The 23,047-nt window shown below is 71.2% G+C and carries 22 protein-coding genes and 1 tRNA gene; 11 read left to right on the forward strand and 12 right to left on the reverse strand.

The annotated features are described in order from the left end of the window. The first annotated feature begins 108 nt into the window (after positions 1-108). Entirely contained in the window at positions 109-1,140 is a 1,032-nt protein-coding gene (locus tag AQJ84_RS04945) for a LacI family DNA-binding transcriptional regulator (RefSeq protein WP_030040851.1), read from the forward strand. Here the strand turns inward: AQJ84_RS04945 and AQJ84_RS04950 are convergent. Continuing rightward, entirely contained in the window at positions 1,121-2,281 is a 1,161-nt protein-coding gene (locus AQJ84_RS04950) for a Gfo/Idh/MocA family protein (RefSeq protein WP_053191741.1), read from the reverse strand. The genes AQJ84_RS04945 and AQJ84_RS04950 overlap by 20 nt on opposite strands. 109 nt (positions 2,282-2,390) lie before the next feature. Here AQJ84_RS04950 and AQJ84_RS04955 point away from each other — a divergent pair, with 109 nt between their 5' ends. After that, positions 2,391-3,398, forward strand: coding sequence for a LacI family DNA-binding transcriptional regulator (locus AQJ84_RS04955; RefSeq protein ID WP_053191739.1), 1,008 nt, complete (start codon positions 2,391-2,393; stop codon positions 3,396-3,398). Here the strand turns inward: AQJ84_RS04955 and AQJ84_RS04960 are convergent. The 4 genes from AQJ84_RS04960 to AQJ84_RS42915 form a co-directional block, all read right to left on the reverse strand. Further along, on the reverse strand, positions 3,388-3,732 hold the full coding sequence (locus tag AQJ84_RS04960; protein ID WP_030040854.1) for a cupin domain-containing protein: 345 nt from the start codon (positions 3,730-3,732) through the stop codon (positions 3,388-3,390). The two genes, AQJ84_RS04955 and AQJ84_RS04960, sit on opposite strands and share 11 nt — an antisense overlap. Positions 3,733-3,910: 178 nt before the next feature. Beyond that, the gene (locus AQJ84_RS04965) at positions 3,911-5,389 is read right to left on the reverse strand and encodes an MFS transporter (protein ID WP_053191738.1); all 1,479 of its coding nucleotides are present in this window, start codon (positions 5,387-5,389) and stop codon (positions 3,911-3,913) included. Between the two features lie 130 nt (positions 5,390-5,519). After that, positions 5,520-5,993 carry a sensor histidine kinase gene (locus AQJ84_RS04970; protein ID WP_051869982.1) on the reverse strand — a complete coding sequence of 158 codons (474 nt, stop codon included), beginning with the start codon at positions 5,991-5,993 and terminating at the stop codon, positions 5,520-5,522. Further along, on the reverse strand, positions 5,990-6,151 hold the full coding sequence (locus AQJ84_RS42915) for a hypothetical protein (RefSeq protein WP_157874963.1): 162 nt from the start codon (positions 6,149-6,151) through the stop codon (positions 5,990-5,992). Before AQJ84_RS42915 ends, AQJ84_RS04970 begins: the two co-directional genes overlap by 4 nt. A gap of 128 nt (positions 6,152-6,279) precedes the next feature. Here AQJ84_RS42915 and AQJ84_RS04975 point away from each other — a divergent pair, with 128 nt between their 5' ends. The 5 genes from AQJ84_RS04975 to AQJ84_RS04995 are packed head-to-tail and all read left to right on the forward strand — an operon-like array spanning position 6,280 to position 10,493. Then, positions 6,280-6,930, forward strand: coding sequence for a GntR family transcriptional regulator (locus AQJ84_RS04975; protein WP_030040856.1), 651 nt, complete (start codon positions 6,280-6,282; stop codon positions 6,928-6,930). Positions 6,931-6,977: 47 nt separating this feature from the next. Then, complete coding sequence (locus tag AQJ84_RS04980; protein WP_030040857.1) at positions 6,978-7,730, forward strand: PIG-L deacetylase family protein; 753 nt, start codon at positions 6,978-6,980, stop codon at positions 7,728-7,730. After that, complete coding sequence (locus AQJ84_RS04985) at positions 7,727-8,437, forward strand: 4-carboxy-4-hydroxy-2-oxoadipate aldolase/oxaloacetate decarboxylase (protein ID WP_030040858.1); 711 nt, start codon at positions 7,727-7,729, stop codon at positions 8,435-8,437. The genes AQJ84_RS04980 and AQJ84_RS04985 overlap by 4 nt, the downstream gene beginning before the upstream one ends. Then, complete coding sequence (locus AQJ84_RS04990) at positions 8,434-9,546, forward strand: 4-oxalomesaconate tautomerase (RefSeq protein ID WP_030040859.1); 1,113 nt, start codon at positions 8,434-8,436, stop codon at positions 9,544-9,546. The genes AQJ84_RS04985 and AQJ84_RS04990 overlap by 4 nt, the downstream gene beginning before the upstream one ends. Then, complete coding sequence (locus AQJ84_RS04995; RefSeq protein WP_030040860.1) at positions 9,543-10,493, forward strand: catechol 2,3-dioxygenase; 951 nt, start codon at positions 9,543-9,545, stop codon at positions 10,491-10,493. The genes AQJ84_RS04990 and AQJ84_RS04995 overlap by 4 nt, the downstream gene beginning before the upstream one ends. Before the next feature lie 39 nt (positions 10,494-10,532). Here AQJ84_RS04995 and AQJ84_RS44895 read toward each other — a convergent pair whose 3' ends face one another. The 4 genes from AQJ84_RS44895 to AQJ84_RS05015 form a co-directional block, all read right to left on the reverse strand. Further along, positions 10,533-11,000, reverse strand: coding sequence for a hypothetical protein (locus AQJ84_RS44895; RefSeq protein WP_157874962.1), 468 nt, complete (start codon positions 10,998-11,000; stop codon positions 10,533-10,535). An 88-nt stretch (positions 11,001-11,088) separates the two neighbouring features. Continuing rightward, complete coding sequence (locus AQJ84_RS05005) at positions 11,089-11,832, reverse strand: MBL fold metallo-hydrolase (RefSeq protein WP_030040862.1); 744 nt, start codon at positions 11,830-11,832, stop codon at positions 11,089-11,091. 98 nt (positions 11,833-11,930) lie between these two features. Beyond that, the gene (locus AQJ84_RS05010) at positions 11,931-12,872 is read right to left on the reverse strand and encodes an alpha/beta hydrolase fold domain-containing protein (RefSeq protein ID WP_030040863.1); all 942 of its coding nucleotides are present in this window, start codon (positions 12,870-12,872) and stop codon (positions 11,931-11,933) included. Positions 12,873-12,921: 49 nt separating this feature from the next. Beyond that, positions 12,922-13,500: a TetR/AcrR family transcriptional regulator gene (locus AQJ84_RS05015; RefSeq protein WP_030040864.1), complete on the reverse strand. Its 579-nt coding sequence runs from the start codon at positions 13,498-13,500 to the stop codon at positions 12,922-12,924. A 316-nt stretch (positions 13,501-13,816) separates the two neighbouring features. Between AQJ84_RS05015 and AQJ84_RS05020 the strand changes: the two genes are divergently transcribed. Both AQJ84_RS05020 and AQJ84_RS05025 read left to right on the forward strand, forming a co-directional pair. Beyond that, entirely contained in the window at positions 13,817-15,319 is a 1,503-nt protein-coding gene (locus tag AQJ84_RS05020) for an MFS transporter (protein WP_225889063.1), read from the forward strand. Positions 15,320-15,395: 76 nt separating this feature from the next. Continuing rightward, positions 15,396-15,469 (forward strand) — tRNA-Pro (locus AQJ84_RS05025). Positions 15,470-15,553: 84 nt separating this feature from the next. On the opposite strand, the gene AQJ84_RS05030 is transcribed toward AQJ84_RS05025, so the two are convergent. Together AQJ84_RS05030 and AQJ84_RS05035 are read right to left on the reverse strand one after the other, a co-directional pair. Continuing rightward, the gene (locus AQJ84_RS05030) at positions 15,554-17,701 is read right to left on the reverse strand and encodes a CHAT domain-containing WD40 repeat protein (RefSeq protein WP_030040867.1); all 2,148 of its coding nucleotides are present in this window, start codon (positions 17,699-17,701) and stop codon (positions 15,554-15,556) included. 29 nt (positions 17,702-17,730) lie between these two features. Then, complete coding sequence (locus AQJ84_RS05035) at positions 17,731-18,414, reverse strand: tetraspanin family protein (RefSeq protein WP_030040868.1); 684 nt, start codon at positions 18,412-18,414, stop codon at positions 17,731-17,733. Positions 18,415-18,556: 142 nt separating this feature from the next. Here AQJ84_RS05035 and AQJ84_RS05040 point away from each other — a divergent pair, with 142 nt between their 5' ends. After that, entirely contained in the window at positions 18,557-18,877 is a 321-nt protein-coding gene (locus tag AQJ84_RS05040; RefSeq protein WP_030040869.1) for a CU044_2847 family protein, read from the forward strand. A gap of 250 nt (positions 18,878-19,127) precedes the next feature. Here the strand turns inward: AQJ84_RS05040 and AQJ84_RS05045 are convergent, their stop codons facing one another. Next, complete coding sequence (locus tag AQJ84_RS05045; protein WP_079022687.1) at positions 19,128-21,107, reverse strand: helix-turn-helix domain-containing protein; 1,980 nt, start codon at positions 21,105-21,107, stop codon at positions 19,128-19,130. 177 nt (positions 21,108-21,284) lie between these two features. On the opposite strand from AQJ84_RS05045, the gene AQJ84_RS05050 reads away from it, so the two are divergent. Next, entirely contained in the window at positions 21,285-23,042 is a 1,758-nt protein-coding gene (locus AQJ84_RS05050; RefSeq protein WP_053191734.1) for an FAD-dependent oxidoreductase, read from the forward strand. Positions 23,043-23,047: the final 5 nt, after the last annotated feature.

Below are 23,047 nucleotides of genomic sequence, written 5' to 3' on the forward strand. Positions count from 1 at the left end.
AAGCGACACACTGCCGGTCACGGCGCGATCCGGCTCTGACATTCTTGTCAGTACAAACCCGTCGAACAACCGGCAGCGAGCCGTCAAAAACCCCTCAAGGAGCATCCGGTGGGTCACCCCTACCCGATCCGGGAGATCGCACGTCAGGCGGGCCTGAGCGAGGCCACCGTCGACCGGGTGCTCAACGGCCGGGGCGGCGTCCGCGAGAGCACCGCGCGGGAGGTCAGGCAGGCCATCGCCGACCTCGACAGGCAGCGCACCCAGGTCCGCCTGGTCGGCCGCACCTTCATGATCGACATCGTGATGCAGGCCCCGGAGCGGTTCTCCACCGCCGTACGCGCCGCCCTCGAGGCCGAGCTGCCGTCCCTGCACCCGGCGGTGGTGCGCTCGCGCTTCCACTTCCGGGAGACGGGCCCGGTCACGGAGCTGACCGGGGCCCTGGACCGGATCGCCCGCCGCGGTTCGCAGGGGGTGGTCCTCAAGGCGCCCGACGTCCCCGAGGTGGCCGCGGCCGTGGGCCGGCTCGCGGAGGCCGGCATCCCCGTCGTCACGCTGGTCACCGACCTGCCCGCCACCGCCCGCCTCGCCTACGTCGGCATAGACAACCGCGCGGCCGGCGCGACCGCCGCGTACCTCATGGGCCAGTGGCTCGGCGATCGCCCCGGCAACGTCCTCACCAGCCTCAGCAGCGGCTTCTTCCGCAACGAGGAGGAACGCGAGATGGGCTTCCGCGGCGCCATGCGCAGCCGTCATCCCGGCCGCACCCTGGTCGAGATCGCCGAAGGACAGGGCCTGGACGCCACCCAGTACGACCTGGTCCGGGCCGCGCTGGAACGCGACCGGGACATCCGGGCGGTCTACTCGATCGGCGGCGGCAACATCGCGACCCTGCGGGCCTTCCGGGACCTGGGCCGGGAGTGCGCGGTGTTCATCGCCCACGACCTCGACCACGACAACACCCGGCTGCTGCGCGAGCACCGCCTGTCCGCGGTGCTCCACCACGACCTGCGCCAGGACCTGCGCGAGGCCTGCCACCTCGTGATGCGAGCCCACGGAGCCCTGCCGCCCGCGGGGCCGGCCCTGCCGTCCGCGATCCAGGTGGTGACGCCCTACAACATGCCTACGCCACCGGCACGTTGACCCACGCGCCGCTCTCGGCGGACCGGACCATCGCCTCCAGTGCGGCGGCGCTGTGCACGGCGTCCGCCGGCGTGGTGCCGTGATCACGGTCCTCGGCGATCGAACGCAGGAAGCGGTACGCCTCGACGACCTTGAGGTCGTCGTAGCCCATCGCGTTGGCGGAACCCGGCTGGAAGGCCCCGTACTCGCCCTCGCCGGGACCCATGTACACCGTGCTGACCGGCTGGTCCTGGTACCGGTCGCCGCGGCTGACCCCGAGCTCGTTCATCCGGCGGAAGTCCCAGAACACCGCTCCCCGGGTGCCGTGCACCTCGAAGCCGTAGTTGTTCTGCTCACCGACCGAGACCCGGCAGGCCTCCAGGACGCCACGGGCGCCGGAGGCGAAGCGCAGCAGGCAGTTGACGTAGTCCTCGTTCTCCACGGGGCCGAGCTCGCCGCCCGCGGCGCGGCTGTGTCCGGCCGTGGCGCCGGTGGGCCGGGCCCGCTCCGGCACGAAGACCGCGGTGTCGGCGGTCAGGGAGACGATGTCGCCGAGCAGGAAACGGGCCAGGTCCACACCGTGCGAGGCCAGGTCGCCCAGCACTCCGCTGCCGCCGCGCTCCCGTTCGTACCGCCAGGTGAGGGCGCCGTCGGGGTGGGCCGCGTAGTCGCTGAACAGGCGGATGCGGACATGGGTGACCGTGCCGATCTCACCTGCGCCGATCAGCTGCCGGGCCGTCTCCACGGCGGGCGCGTTGCGGTAGTTGAAGCCGACGGCGCCCCGAACGCCGGCCCGGGTGACGGCGTCGGCGACCGCCCGGGCGTCCGCCAGCGTCAGCCCGACCGGCTTCTCGATCCAGATGTGCTTGCCGGCCTCGGCCATCGCCACACCGATCTCACGGTGCAGGAAGTTCGGCGCGGTGATACTGACCGCCCGCACCCGCGGGTCGGCGGCCACCTCGCGCCAGTCCCGGGCCGCCGAGGCGAACCCGAACCGGGCGGCGGCCTCCTCGGCCCGCCCCGGCACCTCGTCGGCGACCGCCACCAGCTCCGGACGCAGGCCGAGCGCCGGGTAGTGGTGCGGGACACGGGCGTACGCCTGACTGTGCACCCGGCCCATCCAGCCGAACCCGACGACGGCGACCCCGAGCGAATCCACCATGACAGCCCCTCTTTGGACCGGTCCACAACTTGTCCAGGCCACCCTGAGCGGGGTTTCCGGTGGTGTCAACCCTTTGACAGGCCGACCCCGCGCATGGAACGGTCCACACATGAGACCGCCGACCATCCGCGACGTCGCCGACCGGGCCGGCGTCTCCAAGTCGCTGGTCTCGCTCGTGCTGCGCGGCTCCGAGCAGGTGCGCCCACAGAAGCGGGACGCCGTGCTGCGGGCGGTCCGGGAGCTCGGCTACCGCCCGAACGCCGCCGCCCGCAGCCTCAGCGAACAGCGCACCCGCACGGTCGGCGTCCTCCTCAACGACCTGCGCAACCCCTGGTTCGTGGACCTGCTCGACGGTCTGAACCCGCTGCTGCACGACCACGGCCTGCACATGCTGCTGGGCGACGCCCGCCTCAACCGCCGCACCGGCCAGGACCTCGCCCGGCCCTTCCTCGACCTCCAGGTCGACGGCCTGGTCGTGGTCGGCACCCTGCCGGACACGGCCGCGCTGGAGGCCGTCGCCGAGCGGATGCCGGTGGTCGTCGCGGGCGCCCGCGAGGCCGTGCCGCCCGGCGTCGACGTGGTCGCGGGCGACGACGAGCGGGGCGCGCGATTGGTCACCGAGCACCTCGTCGGCCTCGGCCACCGGAACATCGCGCACATCGCGGGCTACGGGGCCGTCGGCGAACTGCGCCGCCGCAGCTTCGAGGAGGCCATGCGGGACCACGGCCTGGCGGACCGGGCGCTGGTGGAGCCGGGCGACATGACGGAGGAGGGCGGCTTCCGTGCCGGCGTACGACTGCTCGGCCGGCCCGGGCGGCCCACCGCCGTCGTCGCCGTCAACGACATCACCGCCGTCGGTGTGCTCTCGGCGGCCGAGGAACTGGGCCTGCGGGTCCCGCGCGACCTGTCCGTCACCGGCTACGACGACACGAGCATCTCCCGGCTGCGGCACCTGTGGCTCACCACCGTCGACAACGCCGGCCATGAGGTCGGCCGCCATGCCGCCCGCTGTCTCATCGACCGCTTCGAGGGCGCCCAGGGAGCGGGGCGGCTCCATCTGGCCGCACCCGCCCTGGAGATCCGGGGGACGACCGCCGCCCCGCCGCTCACAGACTGATCGCGTACGCCTTCCGCAGCGTCTCGTGCACCGTCCACGTCGTACGGTCGCCCGCACGCAGTACGGCCATGTCACCGGGCCCGACCGTCAGCGTCGGTCCGCCCGCGACCTCGACCGTGGCCGACCCGCTGACCACGACGAACAGCTCGTCGGCCTCGGTGTCGGTGACCACGCCGGGGGTGATCTGCCAGATCCCGCGGATCTGCCGGCCGTCCGCCGACTCCCAGACGACCTTCCCGGTCACCTCGGGTGTGCCCGACACGATCTGCTCGGGGTCCAGCGGCTCGGGTTCGAGCTCGGCGTCGGGGATGTGGAGAGCGAAGCTGTGCGTCATGGGCCGACCCTAACCAGGCGGGGCGGCGGCGGGCCTTGGACAGGGTGTGCGAGATCAACCCAGGTGGGAGGACACCTCGTCGGGCCGGCGCCGGTCGGAGCCGCCGCCGCCCGGGCACGCCGGACGGCCGCCCCCTGGTGGGTGGCGGCCGTCCGAGGTCCTGTCAGTACACCTGCGCCTACGCCTTGGCCGCGGTGACCTCCGAGGGTTCCGCCGGGCCGTCGGCCGGTGTCTCGGCGGCCGGGCGCCGCCGCGGGATGAGGAGGGCGAACAGGAAGGCCAGCAGGGCGGCACCGGCGCCGATGGCCATGACCACCTTGAACCCGTTCTGGGAGGGCAGGGCGAAGCCGCCGAAGTCGGTGGTCATCTGGGCCAGGACGACGCCGGCGATGGCGCTGGCGAAGGAGGTGCCCAGCGACCGCATCAGGGTGTTGAGACTGTTGGCGGCGGCCGTCTCGGAGGGGGCGACGGCGCCCATGATCAGGGCGGGCAGCGCGCCGTAGGTGAAGCCGACACCGGCACCGATGACGCAGGACACCAGGATCAGGTGCCAGACCTCAGTCATCAGCACGATGTTGAGGGCGTAGCCGGCGGCCACGATGAGTGCGCCGATCATCAGGGTGACCCTGGGCCCCTTGGCCTTGGTGACGCCCGCGGACACGGCGGACATGGCCATCATCACCAGACCCTGCGGGGCCAGCACCAGACCGACGGTGAGCATGGACCTGCCGAGGCCGTAGCCGGTCGCCGCCGGCAGCTGGAGCAGTTGCGGCAGGACCAGCGACATCGCGAACATCGAGAAGCCGAGCGCGATCGAGGCGAGGTTGGTGAACAGCACCTGCGGCTTTGCGGTCGTCCGCAGATCCACCAGCGGCTGCGCGGCCCGCAGTTCGTAGGTGCCCCACGCGACCAGGATCACCACCGCGGCGACCGCCAGAGCCAGGGTGGTACCGCTGGTCCAGCCCCAGTCGGCGCCTTTGGAGACGGTCAGCAGCAGGGACACGAGCCCGGCCGACAGGCCGAGCGAGCCGACCAGGTCGAAGCGGCCACCGCTACGGACCTTCGACTCCGGTACGACCGCCAGGACCAGCAGGAAGGACAGGCCGCCGAGGACGGCGGAGACCCAGAACAGCAGGTGCCAGTCCCAGTTGTCGGCGATGAACGCGGCGGCCGGCAGGCCGAGTGCGCCGCCGACCCCGAGGGACGCGCTCATCAGGGCCGTCGACCCGGCCAGCCGCTCGGCCGGCAGCACGTCCCGCATGACGCTGATGCCGAGCGGGACGACCGCCGCGGCCAGGCCCTGCAGGGCACGGCCGACGATCATCGGGACCAGGGAGTCGGCCAGCGCGCAGACCACCGAGCCGGACACCAGCAGCACGATGCTGACCAGCAGCATGCGGCGCTTGCCGAACATGTCGCCGAGCCGGCCGACGACCGGGGTGGCGACGGCCGCGGCCAGGAGTGTCGCGGTGACGGCCCAGGCGGTGTCGGAGGCGGGGGCGTCCAGGAGCTTCGGCAGTTCGGGGACGATCGGGATGACCAGGGTCTGCATCAGCGAGACGACGATCCCGGCCAGGGCCAGGACCGCCACGACGGCGTTCGCCCTCGGCGGGGCGGAGGACCCCGCGGCAGGGGTGCGGGCAGGGGCGTCGGACATGGCGAGGGCCTCCGTCGTGCGAGGGGGTTCAGGAAGAGAGGTATTGCTTGACTCACTCAAGTGAATCTCAGTTGATTGACTTAAGCAAGTGGAATCGGGGTGTGGCGAGCACCATGAGGCGGGGAGTGCCTCAGGTGGCCGCGGGCTTCTCCGGTCGGGACCGCTGTAGCGGCAGTTCGGCGACGACCTCGAAGCCGCCCTGTGGGCGCCGGCCCGTGCGGAGCCGGCCGCCCGCAGAGTGGGCGCGCTCGCGCATGCCGATGAGGCCGTACCCACCTCCGGGGTCGGGGGAGTCGGGCCGGCCGGGCCCGCCCGTGTCGGTGGCCGAGACGACCAGGTGGTCGCGCGTGTAGGCGAGCCGCACCTCGGCCGTGCCGGTGCCCGCGTGCTTGGTGACGTTGGTCAGCGCCTCCTGCGCGATCCGGTACGCCGTCAGCGCGGCACCGGCGGACAGGGGGTGCGGGTCGCCGTCGCCGTCACCGTCGCCGACGAGCGTGACCTCGAGTCCGGCGGTCCGGAAGGACGTCGCGAGGTCGGGGAGCTGGGCCAGGCCAAGGGTGGGCGGGGGCGGCCCGTCGGCTGCGGCAGGGCCGGAGGGGTTCAAGGGGCCGGACGCGTGGGTTCCGCCCGGTGGCGCAACAGGCCGACGGTGGACTTGAGTTCGCGCAGCGCCGACGAGGTCGTCCCGGACGGGTCGCGGGCGATGCGCTCGGGTCGCGCGGGCAGCGTCCGGGCGACCGCGCCCGCCTGTAGATGGGGCAAGGACGAGGTGGTGGGCCACCACGTCCGCGTCGGTCCGGTGGCGCGGTCGCAATACGGCGGACAAAATTGTTGACAATCTTGTCTGACTAGATTTAGGTTCGACAGGCACTCACTCAGGGAGGGCAACGATGCCGACACAAGCCCGTCCGAGCACCGGAGAGCAGGCCAAACAGCATGCGTTCGCGCAGCTGAGGCGGGCGATCCTGCACGGCGACATGGCACCGGCGCAGCGGCTGGTGGAGAACGAACTCGCCGAGCAGTTCGGTGTGACGCGGGCCAGCATCCGCGCGGCACTCATCGATCTCGAGGCCCAGGGACTCGTCGAGCGGATCCGCAACCGCGGCTCGCGGGTGAGGGTGGTGACCGTGGACGAAGCGGTCGCCATCACCGAGTGCCGCATGGTCCTCGAAGGGCTGTGCGCGGCCAAGGTGGCCGTCGCGGCCGACGACGAACAGCTGGCCGAACTGACGGACCTCGGCACGGCGATGACCAAGGCCGTGGCCGACGGCGACCCCGTGACCTACTCCGACCTCAACCATGAACTGCACACCAGGATCCGGGAGTTCTCGGGCCAGCGGACCGCACTGGAACTGCTGGAGCGGCTCAACGCCCAACTGGTGCGCCACCGTTTCCAGTTGGCACTGAGGCCGGGACGCCCACAGCAGTCCCTGAACGAGCATCTGGCGATAATCGAGGCGATCAGAGCCAGGGACCCGAAGGCGGCCGAGGAGGCCGTCCGCGCCCACCTCACCAGCGTGATCGAGGCGCTGCGCGACTGAGTCGCGCGAGGCGGGCGCACACCTGTCACTTCAAGGAGATCCGAGTCATGACGCACACAGGCGACGCGCCCGCCACCCCACGATCGACACTCGTCATCACCGCACACGCCGGGGACTTCGTGTGGCGGGCGGGCGGAGCCATCGCCCTGGCCGCCTCCCGCGGGGAGAAGGTCACCATCGCCTGTCTGACCTTCGGCGAGCGGGGCGAGTCGGCCAAGGCCTGGCGCGAGGGCAGACAGCTGGACGAGATCAAGGCGATACGCCGGGACGAGGCCGAGCGCGCCGCCGCCACCCTCGGCGCCGAGGTCCGCTTCTACGACGCCGGCGACTACCCCCTCCTCGTCACCCCCGAGCTCACCGACCGGCTCGTCGAGGTCTACCGCGACACCCAGCCCGACGTCGTGCTCACCCACCCGACCGAGGACCCGTACAACGGCGACCACCCGGCCGCCAACCGCATGGCCCTGGAGGCCCGGGTCCTGGCCCAGGCCATCGGCTACCCGGGCGCGGGCGACATCATCGGCGCCCCGCCGGTCTTCTACTTCGAGCCGCACCAGCCCGAGATGAGCGGCTTCAAGCCCGAGGTCCTGCTCGACATCACCGAGGTGTGGGACACCAAGCGCAAGGCCATGGAGTGCCTGGGCGCCCAGCAGCACCTGTGGGACTACTACACCGACCTCGCCGTCCGCCGTGGCGTCCAGCTCAAGCGCAACGCCGGTCCGAACCTGGGGCTGGCCCACCGGACGATGGCCGAGGCGTACATGCGCCCGTACCCACAGATCGCGAAGGAGCTGGCATGAGCGGCGTGATCGTCACCAACCCGCCGAAGGCCGAAGTCAAGGACGTCGACGCCCTCGCCGGGTACGGCGTGGCCACCGTGAGCGAGGCCATGGGCCGCGCGGGCCTGCTCGGGCCGGGAATCCGCCCGATCCAGCAGGGCGTACGGGTCGCGGGCACCGCGGTCACCGTCCTGAGCTGGCCCGGCGACAACCTCATGATCCATGCCGCCGTCGAGCAGTGCGGCGAGGGTGACGTCCTGGTCGTCACCACCACCTCCCCGTCCACCGACGGCATGTTCGGCGAGCTGTTCGCCACCGCGCTCCGGCAGCGCGGGGTGCGCGGGCTGATCACCAACGCCGGTGTCCGTGACACCGAGGAACTGCGCGAGATGGACTTCCCGGTCTGGTCCCGGGCCGTCTCCGCGCAGGGCACGGTGAAGGCGACCGGCGGCTCGGTCAACGTGCCGGTCGCGATCGACGGTCAGGTGATCCACGCCGGCGACGTGATCCTCGCCGACGACGACGGCGTGGTGGTCGTACCCCGTGAGCGGGTGCGTGCCGTCGTCGCGGCGTCCGAGGCCCGCGAGGCGAAGGAGGCCAGGTCCCGCGCCGCCTTCCTCGACGGCGAACTCGGCCTGGACCGTTACGGGTTGCGCGAGACCCTCGCCCGCCTCGGCGTCGAGTACAAGAGTTACGAGGAGTACACCGGCGGGGGAGCGGGGTCGTGACGCGTGAGCCGGAGGGGGTGCCCTGCCTGCTGATGCGGGGCGGCACCTCCAAGGGTGCCTACTTCCTCGCCGACGACCTCCCGGCCGAGCCGGCTCCGCGCGACGAGCTGTTGCTGCGCGTCATGGGCAGCCCCGACGAGCGGCAGATCGACGGCCTGGGCGGCGCGCACCCGCTCACCAGCAAGGTCGCCGTGGTCTCACCCTCCGCGGACCCGCGCGCCGACGTCGACTACCTGTTTCTCCAAGTCGTCCTCGACAGACCGGAGGTGAGTGATCGTCAAAACTGCGGGAACATCCTCGCCGGCGTCGGCCCGTTCGCCGTGGAGCGCGGGCTGGTGACGGCGGGGGAGGAGGAGACCTCCGTCCGGATCCGCATGGTCAACTCCGGTGAGTACGCCACCGCGACCTTCCCCACGCCGGGCGGCCGGGTCGACTACACGGGTGCCGCCGAGATCTCCGGGGTGCCGGGCACGGCCGCGCCGGTGGTCATCGAGTTCCCGCCCGGCACCGGGCCGTTGCTGCCCACCGGAAACGTCCGGGACGAGATCGACGGCGTTCAGGTGACCTGTGTCGACAACGGCATGCCGACGGTGCTCATCGAGGCCACCGCACTCGAGGTCACCGGCTACGAGCCTCCAGGGGACCTGGAGCAGGACGTCGCGCTCGCGGACCGCCTCCGGGTCATCCGGCTGGCGGCGGGACGTCTGATGGGCCTCGGCGACGTGTCGGACACCACCGTCCCCAAGCTCACGCTCCTCGCCGCGCCCCGGGAGGGCGGCGCGGTCACCACCCGCACCTTCATCCCGGTGCGCTGCCACCCGTCGATCGGGGTGCTGGGCGCGGCCAGTGTGGCCGCCGGCCTGCGGATCGACGGCAGTGTGGGCGCCCGACTGGCGGCGCTCGACGGCGAGAGCGACCGCGTCCGCATAGAACACCCCACGGGGTTCCTGGACATCGAAAGCAGCGTGGGAACCACCCCCGACGGCCTGCCCTCCGCCCGCCGTACCGCCGTGGTGCGCACCGCCCGCAGGATCTTCGACGGCACCGTCTTCCCCCGGCCCGCCGAGACGGCACCGCTTCCCCCGCGACCCCGAGGAGGTCAACGATGACTCCGCCGCTCGGCGACATCGCCCACATCGGCCACGCCCAGCTGTTCACCCCGGACCTGGACGCCAGCGTCGCCTTCTTCAGCGACTACCTGGGGCTCACCGTCAACGGGCAGGACGGCGACACGGTCTACCTGCGGACCTTCGACGACTACGAGCACCACAGCCTGGTCCTCACCGCCCGCGAGCAGCCCGGCCTCGGCCGGCTCGCCCTGCGCACCTCCGGCGAGGAGGCGCTGCACCGCCGCGTCAAGGCGATCGAGGAGGCGGGCGGCACCGGGCACTGGGTCGAGGACGAACCCGGCCTCGGCAAGCTCTACGTCACCACCGACCCGGACGGCCACGAGCACGCCCTGTACTGGGAGAGCGAGTACTACCAGGCCCCCGACGAGCTGAAGCCGGCGCTGAAGAACCAGCCGCAGGCCAAGCCCAACCGGGGGGTGGGCGTTCGGCGCCTGGACCACGTCAACTTCCTCGCCGCCGACGTGCTCGCCAACGCCGAGTTCCAGCGGCACGTCCTCGGCGCCCGGCCCACGGAGCAGATCCGGCTCGACACGGGCGAGGTCGCGGCACGCTGGCTGACGTACACGAACAAGTCGTACGACGTCGTCTACACCTCGGACTGGACCGGCTCGGCCGGCCGTCTGCACCACATCGCCTTCGCGACCGACACCCGCGAGGACATCCTGCGGGCGGCCGACCTCGCGATCGACAGCGGTGTGTTCATCGAGACGGGCCCGCACAAGCACGCCATCCAGCAGACGTTCTTCCTGTACGTCTACGAGCCCGGCGGCAACCGGATCGAGCTGTGCAACCCGCTCACCCGGCTGGTGCTGGCGCCCGACTGGCCGCTGGTCACCTGGACCGAGGAGGAGCGCACGAGGGGGCAGGCCTGGGGCCTGAAGACCATCGAGTCCTTCCACACGCACGGCACTCCGCCGGTCGCGTAGGACCCTGTCGCCCCGGCGTGACCCTCTCCTTCGTCGTCTTCAACCTCGTGGCATCGTGGGCATGCTGGTCGCAGGCCGCGCCGCGGACCGCTTCGGCGTGCCGCGCATCTCGGCGGTCTGATTCGCGCTGACCGCCGCCGGTGTCTTCCTGCTCAGCGTCCACATGCCGACGAGCGCCACGATGGTCGTCGTCTTCCTCACCGGCGTCTTCCTCACCGGCGTCTTCCTCAACAGCGCCAGACGATGATCTACGCGACGGTGTCCATCCGCTCCGACCCGGACAACCGGGCCACCACCGTCGGCCGGACCTCCGGCACGGGCCGCTTCGGTGCCGTCTTCGGGCCGTGGCTCGGCGGCCGGCAGCTCGCCGCGGGCAACGGCGAATGGGGCTTCACCGCCTTCGCCCTCGCCGGCCTGTCGTCGATGGTCTTCATCGGCGTCGCCGCGGTGCGCGGCGGCCGGCGGACCCCGGGGAACACCGCCGAGCAGGGGCTGATCAGCGCCCACCGAGCCTGCGGTGAGCTGCCCGAGCGACGCCGGCCGGCAGGGACGGACGCCGGTCACCGTGGTGGAAGCGGGACCGGGGTCCGGCGTTCTACAGGTCGACGACCAGGCCGGGGGTCGCGACGCCGAGGCCGCCGTCGAAGGCCTCCGCGGCCGCCTCCTCGGCCGCGGCGGGGTCGGTGCCCGGCCACAGGTGCGTGAGCAACAGCCTCGCCACGCCCGCCTGCCGGCCGTACCGCCCGGCCAGCCGTGCGGTCAGCAGGTACGGCGCGTCCGTGGGGGAGGGGACCCGGTGGACGTACGTCGCTTCGGACAGGAAGAGGTCCGCGCCTTCGGCGAGGCGCGGAATGTCGTCACTGGGCCCGGTGTCGCCGGTGTAGACCAGAACGGACCCGGCGGCACGCAGCCGGATGCCGGCGTTCGGCACGAAGTGCGGCAACAGCACGGTGTCCGCGGTGAAGGGGCCGATCTCCAGCCGCTCACCGGGCCAAAACTCCCGCAGGTGGTACGCGTCGGCGAGCATGCTCGGCTTGTCGAGCGCGAGTACGGCGTCGAGTGCGCCGTGGGGTGCGAAGACCGGCAGCCGTGGCGGAGGTGAGTCGCTCAACCCCCGGGCACGCAACAGGGGGTTGAGGTCGGCGCAGTGGTCGGGGTGGCCGTGGCTGACCAGCACGGCGTCGATCGCGTCGACCGTGGTGTGGGTCAACAGGCGGGGCAGCGTGGCGTATCCGGGGTCGACGAGCAGCCGGAACCCCGCGTGTTCGACGACGTATCCGCTGCATGCCTGGACCGCGGTGGGCCAGGCCCCGCAGCCGCCGAGAACTGTCAGTCGCATACGCCAAACCCTAGGACCTGACGGGCAGTTGGCGACCACGGGACGCGGCAGACCGGACTTCACCGGCCGCTCGGGGACGGCCGGCGGGTTCCGCGGCCTCAGGGGCGTACGGCCCGCCGCAGGTGCCGGGCGATCAGGGCGTAGACCTCCCGCGCCTTCTCGTCGTCCGACCCGTCGTACCCGTGGTCGGCCCCCGCCACCTCGTGGTGCCCGGCCAGGGACCCCGTCCTGCGCAGCCGGTCGGCGTAGCCCTCGGCCTCCGCCCGCAGCAGGTCGTACTCGGCCGTCACCACGAGGGCCGGGGCGATGCCCGTCAGGTCCGCGGTGTCGGAGGGGTGCGCGGGCGACACCAGCCGGTCGGTGCGCAGCCGTACGTCCGGGACGTACGAGGTGTCGAAGACGTCGGCCATCCAGGGACGCAGCATCGGCCTGGCGGCTTTGGCGCGCTTGTTCCTCGCGCCCGTCGCGAGGTCCAGCGGGGGATAGTGCAGCACCTGGAGCGCGATCGCGGGGCCGCCCTCCTCGAGCGCCTGGCGTGCCACGGCCGCCGCCAGCCCGCCGCCCGCGCTCTGCCCGCCCACCGTGAGCCGCCCACCGTCCCAGCCGTGGTCCGCGCCGTGCTCGGCGATCCAGCGGACGATCTCGTACGCCTGCCGGGGCGGAGCCGGGAACGGGTGCTGCGGGGCCACCACGTAGTCCACGTTGATGACCACCACCCCGGCCTGAGCGGCCAGGAAGCGGCACAGGGGGTCGTCGAACTCGGTGAGCGTCATGACGTATCCGCCGCCGTGGAAATTGACGTGCACCGGTGGGGCGCCGTCCTCGCCCTTCCCGGCCGCGGGCAGGTACACCGTCACCCGGGCCGGGGCGACGGTGGTGGGGATGGTCAGCTCCCGCACCGTGCGCGGGAACTCGGGGAAGCGGGCGTGGGAGGCCGCCGCGGAGCCGCGTCCGCCGGAGCGCCGGTCGGCCAGCGAGGTCACGCGTTGCATGGTCTTGGCGGCGAGAGCGGCCACCGCGGGCCGGGCCAGGAGGGACATGCGCCTGAATTTACTTGAGTCAGGCAATAAAAAGCCAGTGCCGTGGATCTCAGCGCTTCGCGCGCACGCCGTCGAGGGCGACGGCGAGGATCCGGTCGCGCTGGGCGTCGTCGTCGAAGGTCGTGCCGGTGATGCCCGAGACCATGCGTAGCAGGTCGACGAAGTCCATGTCGGCGCGGGCCTCGCCGGCCTGCTGGGCCCGGGCGAACAGCGGGCCCCCGGCCGCGTACATGGACTCCCGGCAGGCGGCGAAGATCTCCGACTCGTCGTCCAGCGCGTCGCGCACGGCCCGCTTGGTCACCATGTAGCCGGCGAAGCGCTCCAGCCAGGCCGTCAGGGCGTCCCAGGGATCCCGGTCCGCCACCTCCTCGGCGGCCCGGCACAGGGCGTTGACCTCGTCCGCGTAGACGCTCTCGAAGAGGTGACGGCGGGTGGGGAAGTTCCGGTACAGCGTGCCGATGCCGACCCCGGCACGCCGGGCGATGTCCTCCAGGGAGGCCTCCGCGCCGTGCTCCGCGAACGCCTCCCGGGCGGCCGTGAGCAGGGCGTCGTAGTTGCGTGCCGCGTCCTTCCGGTGCGGTCGCCGGGACGCGACGATCTCGCTGACGGGCAGCGGCTGGGTGCTCACGGTGCCTCCCGGAGGCGGACGCGGTTGAAGCGGAGGTTGGCCTCCGCTAGAGTGGAGGCGTACCTCCACTTTAGCAGTGCGGGGTGCGTTCGCCGTCGACGCGTGCGGCCGCGCGCATCGACGACGTACCCGGTACGCACATCGGGCCCCGCCTGGTAGGCGCCGCCCGCCCCGACCTTCCCCGCCCCGACCTTCCCCTCCGCGACCGCTCCCCGTGGCCGTCGGCCCCTCCGTGCTGCCCGCAGGGCACGCCGGATCAGGCCCGACGACCACGCGCCGAGGCTTCGGCCGCACCCTGTGTTCGGAGAGGCTCTTCATGCCCCGCAAGTCCACCCGCCTCACCTTCGCGGTCCTCGCGGCCGGTGCCGGCGTGTTCTCCATGCTGCAGTCGTTGATCGCGCCGGCCCTGCCGACCGTCCAGCACGCGCTGCACACCTCACAGTCCACCGCGACCTGGGTGATGACGGCCTATCTGCTGTCCGCCTCGGTCTTCACCCCGATCCTCGGCCGCGTCGGCGACCTGATCGGCAAGAAGCGCACCCTGGTCGCCGTCCTGCTCACCGTGGCGGTGGGCTGTCTGCTCGCCGCGCTCGCACCGAGCATCGGCGTGCTGATCCTCGCCCGCGTGATCCAGGGCGTCGGGGGAGCGCTGTTCCCCCTGTCGTTCGGCATCATCCGGGACGAGTTCGCCCCGGCCGAGGTGAGCGGCAGCATCAGCAACCTGTCCGCCGTGATCGCGGCGGGCGGCGGCGTCGGCATGGTCGCCGCCGGACCCATCGTGACCGCGCTCGACTACCGGTTCCTGTTCTGGATCCCGGTCGCCATCGTCGCCGTAGCCACCCTGATCGCCGTCCGCTACGTACCCGAGTCGCCCACCAGGGCCGAGGGGCAGGTCAACTGGCTCGGCGCCGCGCTGCTGTCGGCCTGGCTGGTCGCCCTGCTGCTGCCGCTGAGTCAGGCGGGTGTGTGGGGCTGGGGATCGGCCCGGGTGATCGGCCTGTTCGCGGCCGCCGTCGTGCTGTTCGCGCTGTGGCTGCTCACCGAGGCCCGCTCCCACACCCCGCTGATCGACCTGCGTGTCCTGCGGCTGCCGGCCGTGTGGACCACCAACACCGCGGCCCTCCTCTTCGGCGCCGGGATGTACTCGATCTGGTCCTTCCTACCGGGCTTCGTGCAGACGCCGTCGTCGGCCGGATACGGCTTCGGCGCGAGCGTCACCGCCGCCGGACTGCTGATGCTGCCGATGCTGGTCGCGATGTTCCTCTCGGGCGTGGTCGGCGGCCGCCTGGAACCGGTCCTGGACGCCAAGGTCCTGCTGACCGCCGGTGCCGCGCTCGGCGCGCTGGCCTGCGGCATCCTCACCGTCTGGCATGACGAGCGGTGGCAGGTCGCCCTGGTGGCGGGCCTGTTCGGCCTCGGCATCGGACTCGCCTTCGCCTCCATGGCCAACCTGATCGTGGCCAGCGTTCCCGCCGACCAGACCGGCGCCGCCACCGGCATGAACGCCAACATCCGCACCATCGGCGGATCCATCGGCGCCGCCGTCACGGGCGTCCTGGTCACCGGCCACCTCCAGCCCTCGGGCCTCCCGTACGCCTCCGGCTACACCCACGGCTTCGCCCTGCTCACCGTCCTGTGCCTGGCCGCGGCCCTGGCCGCGCTGCTGGTGCCGGTCCGGCGCGGCGGCCGTACGACGGGCGGGCCACTGGCCGCGGGGGACACCTCGGCGGTGGGTGACGCCTCAGTCGTGGGCGACGGCACAGCCGCGGCGCAGGAGACCGCGCCGCAGCAGACCCCGGCGTCCGCCGCACGCGGCTGACCTGGGGACAGCGGGTCGGCCCGCCCTCATGGGGTAGGGTTGACCCGCGCGCTCACACGAGCAACCGTGAGCGCACCGGGACGTGGCGCAGCTTGGTAGCGCACTTGACTGGGGGTCAAGGGGTCGCAGGTTCAAATCCTGTCGTCCCGACCGGAGTTCACTCCGTAGTCGCAGATCAGGGCCTTGGATCACATCATGTGAGACGAGGCCCTCGATCGTTTCCGGGCTCTCTTCTCACGATTCCTGACCTACGGGTTGCGGGGCGACCTCGGGAAGCCTGGTACTGCGCACCACCTTGTCCTCACCCGCGCTGGCCAGGAACCGACTGTCCGGGTAGAACGCCAAGGTGTTCACCGAGCGACTGTGCTTGACGCTGAAAAGTGACGACCCCGTGTCGGCCCGCCACACGCACACGGTGCCGTCCTCACTGCCGGTGGCGATCATGGTGCCGTCGGAACTGAAGGCCACCGCCCTCAGACCCTTTCTCTGCTCGATGTGGAAGAGCGGAGCCCATGACTCCGACTCTCTTATCTGAGCGGTGCGGTCTTCGCTGCAAGTGGCGATCTTCTGCCCGTCAGGGGAAAAGGCGACACCGAGGACGAAATCCCGGTGCGGAATCTGCGCCTTCTGCCAGCCAGTGTCCGTGTCCCAGACGTACGCGTTCCCGTCCGCGGATGCCGTGAGCAGCAGGCGCCCGTCCGGGCTGAACTTCACGTCCTTGACCGCACGGGCGTGGCGCAGGGACAGTATCCGGCTGCCGGTACTGAGATCCCAGACGCACGCCGTCGCATCTGCGGCCCCGGTGGCCAGATATCTCCCGCTGCCGTCGAAGTCGGTCGCGTCGACAAAGTGGCCGTGGGCCAGCTCCGCGACCAGTGATCCCGTCGTCATCTCCCAGATACGCACGAGATTGTCCGTGCTGCCGGCTGCCAATTTCTCACCGTCCGGGCTGAAGGCAACCGCGTTCACCATCGTGCTCCACCCGCCGAGCCGACGCTCCCACGTCACCTGGCCGGTGATCACGTCCCAGATCCGCACCAGCTTGCGGGCGCCGGTGGCAAGCAGCCGCCCCTGCGGGTGGATGGCCAAGCTGACCACCCAGCGCTCAGTGTCGATCTCGGAACGTGGCGTGAAGCCAGGGGAGGATGTCCTGGAGGGGGAAGTGGCCTTCCGGGGAGGCAGTGGCGTGGAGGGTGAGGCAGGCGGCTCGGAATCCGTGCCTTGGTCCGATTCCCGCTGGATCTGATTGATCTCGTCGACCACTGTCCCAGGCGGAGTAGATGGCCGTGGCGAGGTGAGGTCGAAGAGTCGGGCGTCGCCACTGCGCTGGTACAGGACGGGTGTAAAGCATTCGAGGCTGTCGTCCTTGTCGGCCCGCAACGCGATGCGGGCCGCACGCACCCCCTCGTCGACAGGCCGGTTGGCCGCGAGGGCCTGGTAAAAGGCTCGGGAGAAGAGAACGGCCGCCTTGTCGGTCACGGCGAACTGCATGGCGACCACGGCAGGCACCGTGTGCTCCAGCTCGGCCGCCGTGCTGGAGAACAGATCCTGCGCGTGGGAGGTTCCCGTCTCGCAGCTGTTGAGCACCACGAGGCGTGGAGCGGGCTCGGCGACGCTGATCAGCGAGCCGAGCGCCTCGGCATGCAACGGGTCCTCCCGGCCCTGCTCATCGGCGAAGACGATCATTCCCTGGCGCCTGACTTCGTCGAACCTTCCGTGACCGATGAAGTGGAAGATGTGGCAGCCGTGGAACAGTGCCGCGAAGAGATGCTGTTTGGTCTGGCCCTGCACCCAGTCCAACCGCACCATTCCCTCGTCAATGAGTGGCGTGAGCGCGGTGGTCAGGCTCTCCCGCTCGGCTTCCGCGTCCAGCGTCCCGAGCGAGCCGGGAAGGGACACCATTCCCAGGATGCGCAGCGGCGGCTTCACGCCAAGAGGAGAGACCGGCTCAAGAATTTCGACGTGGCGGATGATCGGGTGATGCAGGCATAGGTAGCCACCGAGCTTCGCGTGGTGCAGAAGCTCCCAGGGCAGTGCGGCGAGTTCCGGGGAACGGACCCGCAACACCATGCGCAGTCTTTGTCCGCGCTCTTGCGCTCTCTGCCTGCTGGCAAGGTAGAGCGCTTTGATCGAACTTTGGAAAACGGCGTCGAAAAGAATGCCACCGACTTGCCGAGCGGGTGCCTCCAGTTCGGTTCCCACGCCCCGTGAGCGCACGGCAGAACCGAGAACCGCCGCCTGCAACGAGGGGAGCCTGAACAGCAACTCATGGGCGTCGATAGCGGTGACGACACGGTCCTCACCGCACGGCGACGACACCTCGATGCTGTAGCCGCCGGGCGACTCGCTCATCTCAAGTACGAAATCCAACTCCGCCGCCATGGCGCCTTCTCTCCGGCGGGGTCAACGACTCACTGCGACGTGTGCGAGGGCGTCGGGGTAGCGTCCGCATCTCCCGCAGGTTGCGAGGTGGTTGCGACCCAGGTTTGGAAGTCGGTGAAGTACTGCGGATTCGAGATCTGGGCCCCGACGACGATGTTGAAACGGCGGTCCGTGTACATGGCGACCGCGATATTCTCGGATCTGTAGCAGGCGTAGTCGCCGATAACTACGGACTGGTCGTCGAAGGAATATGTTTGGTGGCTCCCCTCCGTGTAGTCGTCTATGGTGCTGCACTCGTCTCCCTGGAGGCTGCCGGGGGCGACCTGCTTCATGAAGTATTCCTGCATGGCGTTCACGTCGGGGAACATGATGTACCAAGCCTGTTCCGGAACGCTGTCAACCGTGCTGCAGTCCACCTTCACCGCGTCCTTGGGGGACTCGGCGGACTCGGTGCAGTTCAGTGCGGACTTTACCTCGGCGGGAATGTGCGATTTGAGGTCGCCCAGCGAAGGACCTTGCTCTTCCGACTCGATCGACAGCCCCCACATTCCGCCGGCCAGTAGCAGAACACCGAGAATGGCGAGCACGACGCGCGGTGCCCGATGCATCTTCGGGATGGTCATCAAGCGGCGCGAGATGCCGCTGCCGATCAGGGCGAGCGCCAGGAGGACAATACCGATGGCGATAAGAACGATCTCGACGGCGAGTGGCATCGCTCAGCTCCTTCGGGAGTAAGGCCGCATCCAGTGCGGCCGTAGCCCACCGCCCCTGCCCTCGCTTCGCGTGCGCGCTCGGGCAATAGGAGAACCCTCAACTACCTGGCGATATCTAGCATTTCGTGTTAATCCATACTTTATGACCATTATGGAGTTCTCGCTAGACGACGGCAGCGCCGTGCGCGTCAGGGTCTCCGACGGGCAGGCGCCTAGCTCCATCCGCACCCGGGGTGCCTCGACGTCGGCGGTAATCGAGAAGGCCGAGGGTGCGTTCGAGTCGGTCATGCACGCCGTGCGGGCCGTTACTCGTGGTGTGGCCGAGCAAGTGGAGGACTTCGTGCAACGGCCCGACGTCCTCGTCGTCGAGTTCGGTGTCGAACTCAGTGCCCAGGCAGGGGCGGTCATCACGGCAGCCGGAGCTTCCGCTCAACTGAAAGTGAGCCTGACATGGAACAAGTGATTCGCGTCCGTCACTGAGGGCTTTCATCACGGCCACTGATCGGGTGACGCTGGTGGTGCGCGCGACCACGAGGCCACCGCGCCGGCTGCAGGCCGGCGCGAAGGGCAGCCGCCCCGAGATGCCGGGCCCTGTGCGGCCGGCTGCCGGTAGTTGGTTCAGTAGCAGGTCAGCGTTCCCCTGATCAGGGACTTCCCCTCGGCCTCGTCCCAATGACTCGACCTGCTCTCAACGACGCGCTTCCTGTTCGCATTCAGCCCCGGTAACCCCGCAGCTTCCGGTACAGCGTGGCGCGCGCGATGCCCAGGGCCGCCGCCGTGCGGGCCTTGTTGCCGCCGTTTCGGTGCAGGGCGTCCAGGATGGCGGCGCGCTCCGCGTGTTCCATCGGGCTGAGGCGGCGGCGCGCGGGCCCCTCACGTACGAGGTCGGGCAGCTCGGCGCGTCGGACGGGGCCCGTCGCGCGGCGGGTCTCCGCCAACGTACGTACGACGTGGGCGAGTTCGGTGACGTTGCCGGGCCACGGGTATCGCTCCAGCGCGCGCAGCGCGTCCAGCGTCCAGGTGAGCGGCGGCTGCCCCGGCACCGGCCCGGGCGTCAGAGCCGTGAGCAACTCCCTTATGTCCTCCGTGCGTTCGCGCAGGGCGGGGAGGGTGACCGACCGTGCGGCGAGGGAGTCGAGGAGTCGCTGAAGACACGGGCCGGGAGGCGTTCCGGGGGTGTACGTGACCAGTAGCGGGGCGTCCGGATGTGTTTCGAGGAGCGCGTTGAGGGTCGCCGTGTCGGACTGCTCAAGACGCTCGACGTGGCGTACGAGGAGCGCCCGGTCCTGTGCCAACTGCCCGAGCCAGGAGCCGATTTCCCCTTCCGCCGCGTCGGCGGCCAACGGGCTCGCGGCCAGTTCCCGGGCGAGCGCGGTCTTCCCGGTGCCGCGTTCCCCGACGATGAGGAGCGGGCCGGGGTGCCGGGCCAGCTCCGTCGCACGAGCCACCGCGTGCCGCCAGGGCACCGACCGCCCGGCAAGTCCCACGCCGCCCGTCCCGGCCGACGACACGTCCGCCGCGTCCCCCACCGGCTCCAGCACCGCGACCGCGCCGATCGCCGAGCCCTGGTGCAGTACGGGGGTGACGGTCGCGGAACACCCGGCCGTGTGCGGGAGTCGTATGTCGTACGACGTCGAAGGCGCGGAACGGGCTGCCGTCCCGGCCCCCTGGGGCGTGGCATCGGCTGCCGTCCGGGTCGTCTGGGGCGTGGCATCGGCTGCCGTCCGGGTCGTCTGGGGCGTGGCATCGGCTGCCGTCCGGGTCGTCTGGGGCGTGGCATCGGCTGCCGTCCGGGTCCTCTGGAACGTCGCATCCGCTGCCGCCCCGGTGCCGGCGAGCGCCGAACCGGCCCCTGAACCCGGGCCGCCGGCCTCCGTGCCCACCCCCGAAGCCGCTTCCAGCAAGGAGACCGTGTGCCGTTCCAGCGCCTCCAGGCCCTCCGGCGACAGCAGTCGTGCCGCGTCCTCGCTGACGAGACGGTTGCGCCCGTCGAGGGCGACGACCGCGCGGCGCCCCTGCCTCCCGGGCTCCTCGCCCACCGCCCGCAGGTACGCGTCCAGCAACACGCGTTCCGCCGACCGTGACCGCGCGAGGAGTTCCGCCTCGACGGCACTCGCGGCGGCCTCGGCGAGCGGGGCGCCCGGATGCGGCCCGCACTCGGCGCACAGTCGGGAGGCCACCGTGACCGTGCCCAGGATCCGCCCCGTCCCCGGCGCGAGCAGCGGCACGCTGACCGCGGAGACGTCCTGCCACAGGTCGAGGAAGTGCTCGGGCCCGTGCACCTCGGCCCGTCGGCGGGTACGCAGCGCGCGGACCGCGCTGTTGTGGCCGACCGCCTGTTCGGAGAGGTCGGGACGGCCGAGGTCGTCCCGGGCGAACCCGGTCGACCACAGCACGCGCAGCCGCTCGTCCGTGAGCACGAGCGCCGGCTGCCCGGGGCCGAGACCGGCGGCGATCCGCTCCAGCACCGGCCGCGCCGCGGTCAGCAGAAGGGACTCGGGAGGCCGTACGGCGCGCTCGGGCACCGCGTCCCCGACGTCGTGCCGTACGCCGAGGAACCGGGCGCGCCTCCACGCGGAGACGATCTCCTCCGGCACCCCGTCAGGCAGTTGCCGCCCCGTCAGGAACAGCTCGCGGGCCCTGCGCAGCGAATCGAGCGCGGGGCGGGCGGTGGGGTGCTCTGCGGTGGTCACGACGGCGTTCACCCTACCGGGAGTGGTTGAACGTTCGACTGTCGCGGCACGTATTCCCCGCGATGCTCCCCGGCCCGCCGTCTCGACGCTGTCTCGAATTGAGACACCCGCGCTCCCTCGCCGCCCTACATGATCTTGGAAGGTCGGCCCCTGTCCTCATTCCCTGGAGCGTTTGCCGTGCACACCGTCGAGCCCGATGTCGTGACCGACGTACTCATCGTCGGCAGCGGCCCCGCGGGCGCCTCCGCCGCGCTCGCCCTGAGCACGTACGGCGTCGCGAACATCGTCGTCACCCGCTACGCGAGCCTCGCCGACACACCCCGGGCCCACATCACCAACCAGCGCACCATGGAGGTGCTGCGGGACCTCGGGGTCGAGGACGAGGTCGTGGCCAAGGCCACGCCACAGCACCTGATGGGCAACACGACCTTCTGCACCAGCCTGGCCGGCGAGGAACTCGGCCGGGTCCGGTCCTGGGGCAACGACCCGCTCGTGCAGGCGGCCCACGAGCTCGCCAGCCCCACCCGCATGTGCGACATGCCCCAGCACCTCATGGAGCCGGTGCTCGTCGACGCGGCGGTCGCAAGGGGCACGCGACTGCGGTTCAGCACGGTCTACAAGTCCTTCGTCCAGGACGCCGACGGTGTGACGGTCACCGTCGAGGACCGGCTGCGCGGCGACGAGTACACCATCCGGGCCAAGTACCTCGTCGGTGCCGACGGCGGCCGCTCGCAGGTCGCCGCGGACGCCGGGCTGCCGATGGGCGGCCAGATGGGCGTGGCCGGCAGCGTCAACATCGTCTTCGACGCCGACCTGAGCCGGTACACCGCCCACCGGCCGTCCACCCTGTACTGGGTACTGGCGCCCGGGGCCACCGTCGGAGGTATCGGCGCCGGCCTGGTGCGCTGCGTCCGGCCCTGGAACAAGTGGATGGTCGTCTGGGGGTACGACGTCACCGCGGGCGCACCCGACCTGACCACGGAGTACGCCGAGTCGGTCGTCCGCAAGCTGGTCGGCGACGACGAGATCCCCGTGACCGTCAAGTCGTCCTCGGCCTGGACCGTCAACGAGATGTACGCGCAGACGTACGCGAACGGCCGCGTCTTCTGCGCCGGAGACGCCACGCACCGCCACCCGCCGTCCAACGGCCTCGGCTCCAACACCTCCATCCAGGACTCCTACAACCTGGCCTGGAAGCTGAAGCTCGTCCTCGAAGGCGTCGCCGGTCCGAAGCTGCTCGACACCTACACCGCCGAGCGCGCCCCGATCGGCAGGCAGATCGTCACCCGCGCCAACAGGTCCATCGGCGAGACCGCCCCGGTCTTCGAGGCCCTCGACGGCCTCTCCCCGCAGACCCCCGAGCAGCTGTGGGCCAACATCGACGCCCGCAAGGACGACACCGAGGCGGCGCGGAAACAGCGGGCGAGGCTGCGCGAGGCGATCGCGTTCAAGGTGTACGAGTTCAACGCGCACGGCGTCGACCTCAACCAGCGCTACGCCTCCGACGCGATCGTCCCCGACGGCACGCCCGCCCCCGGGTTCGACCGCGACCCGGAGCTGTACCACCAGCCGAGCTCCCGCCCCGGCGCCAAGCTCCCGCACGCCTGGATCACCTCGGGCACCCGCACCCTGTCCACCCTCGACACCGTCGGCCGGGGCCGCTTCACGCTGCTCACCGGCATCGGCGGCACGGCCTGGGCCGAGGCGGCCCGGGCCCAGGACCTGGAGATCGCCACCGTCGTCATCGGACCGGGCCAGGAGTACGAGGACCCGTACGGGGACTGGGCGCGGCTCAGCGAGGTGGCCGACGGGGGAGCCCTGCTCGTACGGCCGGACGGGTACGTCGCCTTCCGGCACGCCACGGCGGCCGCGTCCGACGCGGAGGCGGACCGTTTGCTCACCGAGGCGGTGCGACGCATCCTCGGACATGGCTGACGGGA

It is taken from the genome of Streptomyces resistomycificus (assembly GCF_001514265.1).
Lineage (GTDB): Bacteria > Actinomycetota > Actinomycetes > Streptomycetales > Streptomycetaceae > Streptomyces > Streptomyces resistomycificus.

Excerpts from the sequence above, each read along its gene's own strand:
- AQJ84_RS04950 (WP_053191741.1), bottom strand. The coding sequence starts at position 2,281 with ATGGTGGATTCGCTCGGGGTCGCCGTCGTCGGGTTCGGCTGGATGGGC.
- AQJ84_RS04955 (WP_053191739.1), top strand. The coding sequence starts at position 2,391 with ATGAGACCGCCGACCATCCGCGACGTCGCCGACCGGGCCGGCGTCTCC.
- AQJ84_RS04960 (WP_030040854.1), bottom strand. The coding sequence starts at position 3,732 with ATGACGCACAGCTTCGCTCTCCACATCCCCGACGCCGAGCTCGAACCC.
- AQJ84_RS04965 (WP_053191738.1), bottom strand. The coding sequence starts at position 5,389 with ATGTCCGACGCCCCTGCCCGCACCCCTGCCGCGGGGTCCTCCGCCCCG.
- AQJ84_RS04975 (WP_030040856.1), top strand. The coding sequence starts at position 6,280 with ATGCCGACACAAGCCCGTCCGAGCACCGGAGAGCAGGCCAAACAGCAT.
- AQJ84_RS04980 (WP_030040857.1), top strand. The coding sequence starts at position 6,978 with ATGACGCACACAGGCGACGCGCCCGCCACCCCACGATCGACACTCGTC.
- AQJ84_RS04985 (WP_030040858.1), top strand. The coding sequence starts at position 7,727 with ATGAGCGGCGTGATCGTCACCAACCCGCCGAAGGCCGAAGTCAAGGAC.
- AQJ84_RS04995 (WP_030040860.1), top strand. The coding sequence starts at position 9,543 with ATGACTCCGCCGCTCGGCGACATCGCCCACATCGGCCACGCCCAGCTG.
- AQJ84_RS05005 (WP_030040862.1), bottom strand. The coding sequence starts at position 11,832 with ATGCGACTGACAGTTCTCGGCGGCTGCGGGGCCTGGCCCACCGCGGTC.
- AQJ84_RS05010 (WP_030040863.1), bottom strand. The coding sequence starts at position 12,872 with ATGTCCCTCCTGGCCCGGCCCGCGGTGGCCGCTCTCGCCGCCAAGACC.
- AQJ84_RS05020 (WP_225889063.1), top strand. The coding sequence starts at position 13,817 with ATGCCCCGCAAGTCCACCCGCCTCACCTTCGCGGTCCTCGCGGCCGGT.
- AQJ84_RS05030 (WP_030040867.1), bottom strand. The coding sequence starts at position 17,701 with ATGGCGGCGGAGTTGGATTTCGTACTTGAGATGAGCGAGTCGCCCGGC.
- AQJ84_RS05035 (WP_030040868.1), bottom strand. The coding sequence starts at position 18,414 with ATGCCACTCGCCGTCGAGATCGTTCTTATCGCCATCGGTATTGTCCTC.
- AQJ84_RS05040 (WP_030040869.1), top strand. The coding sequence starts at position 18,557 with ATGACCATTATGGAGTTCTCGCTAGACGACGGCAGCGCCGTGCGCGTC.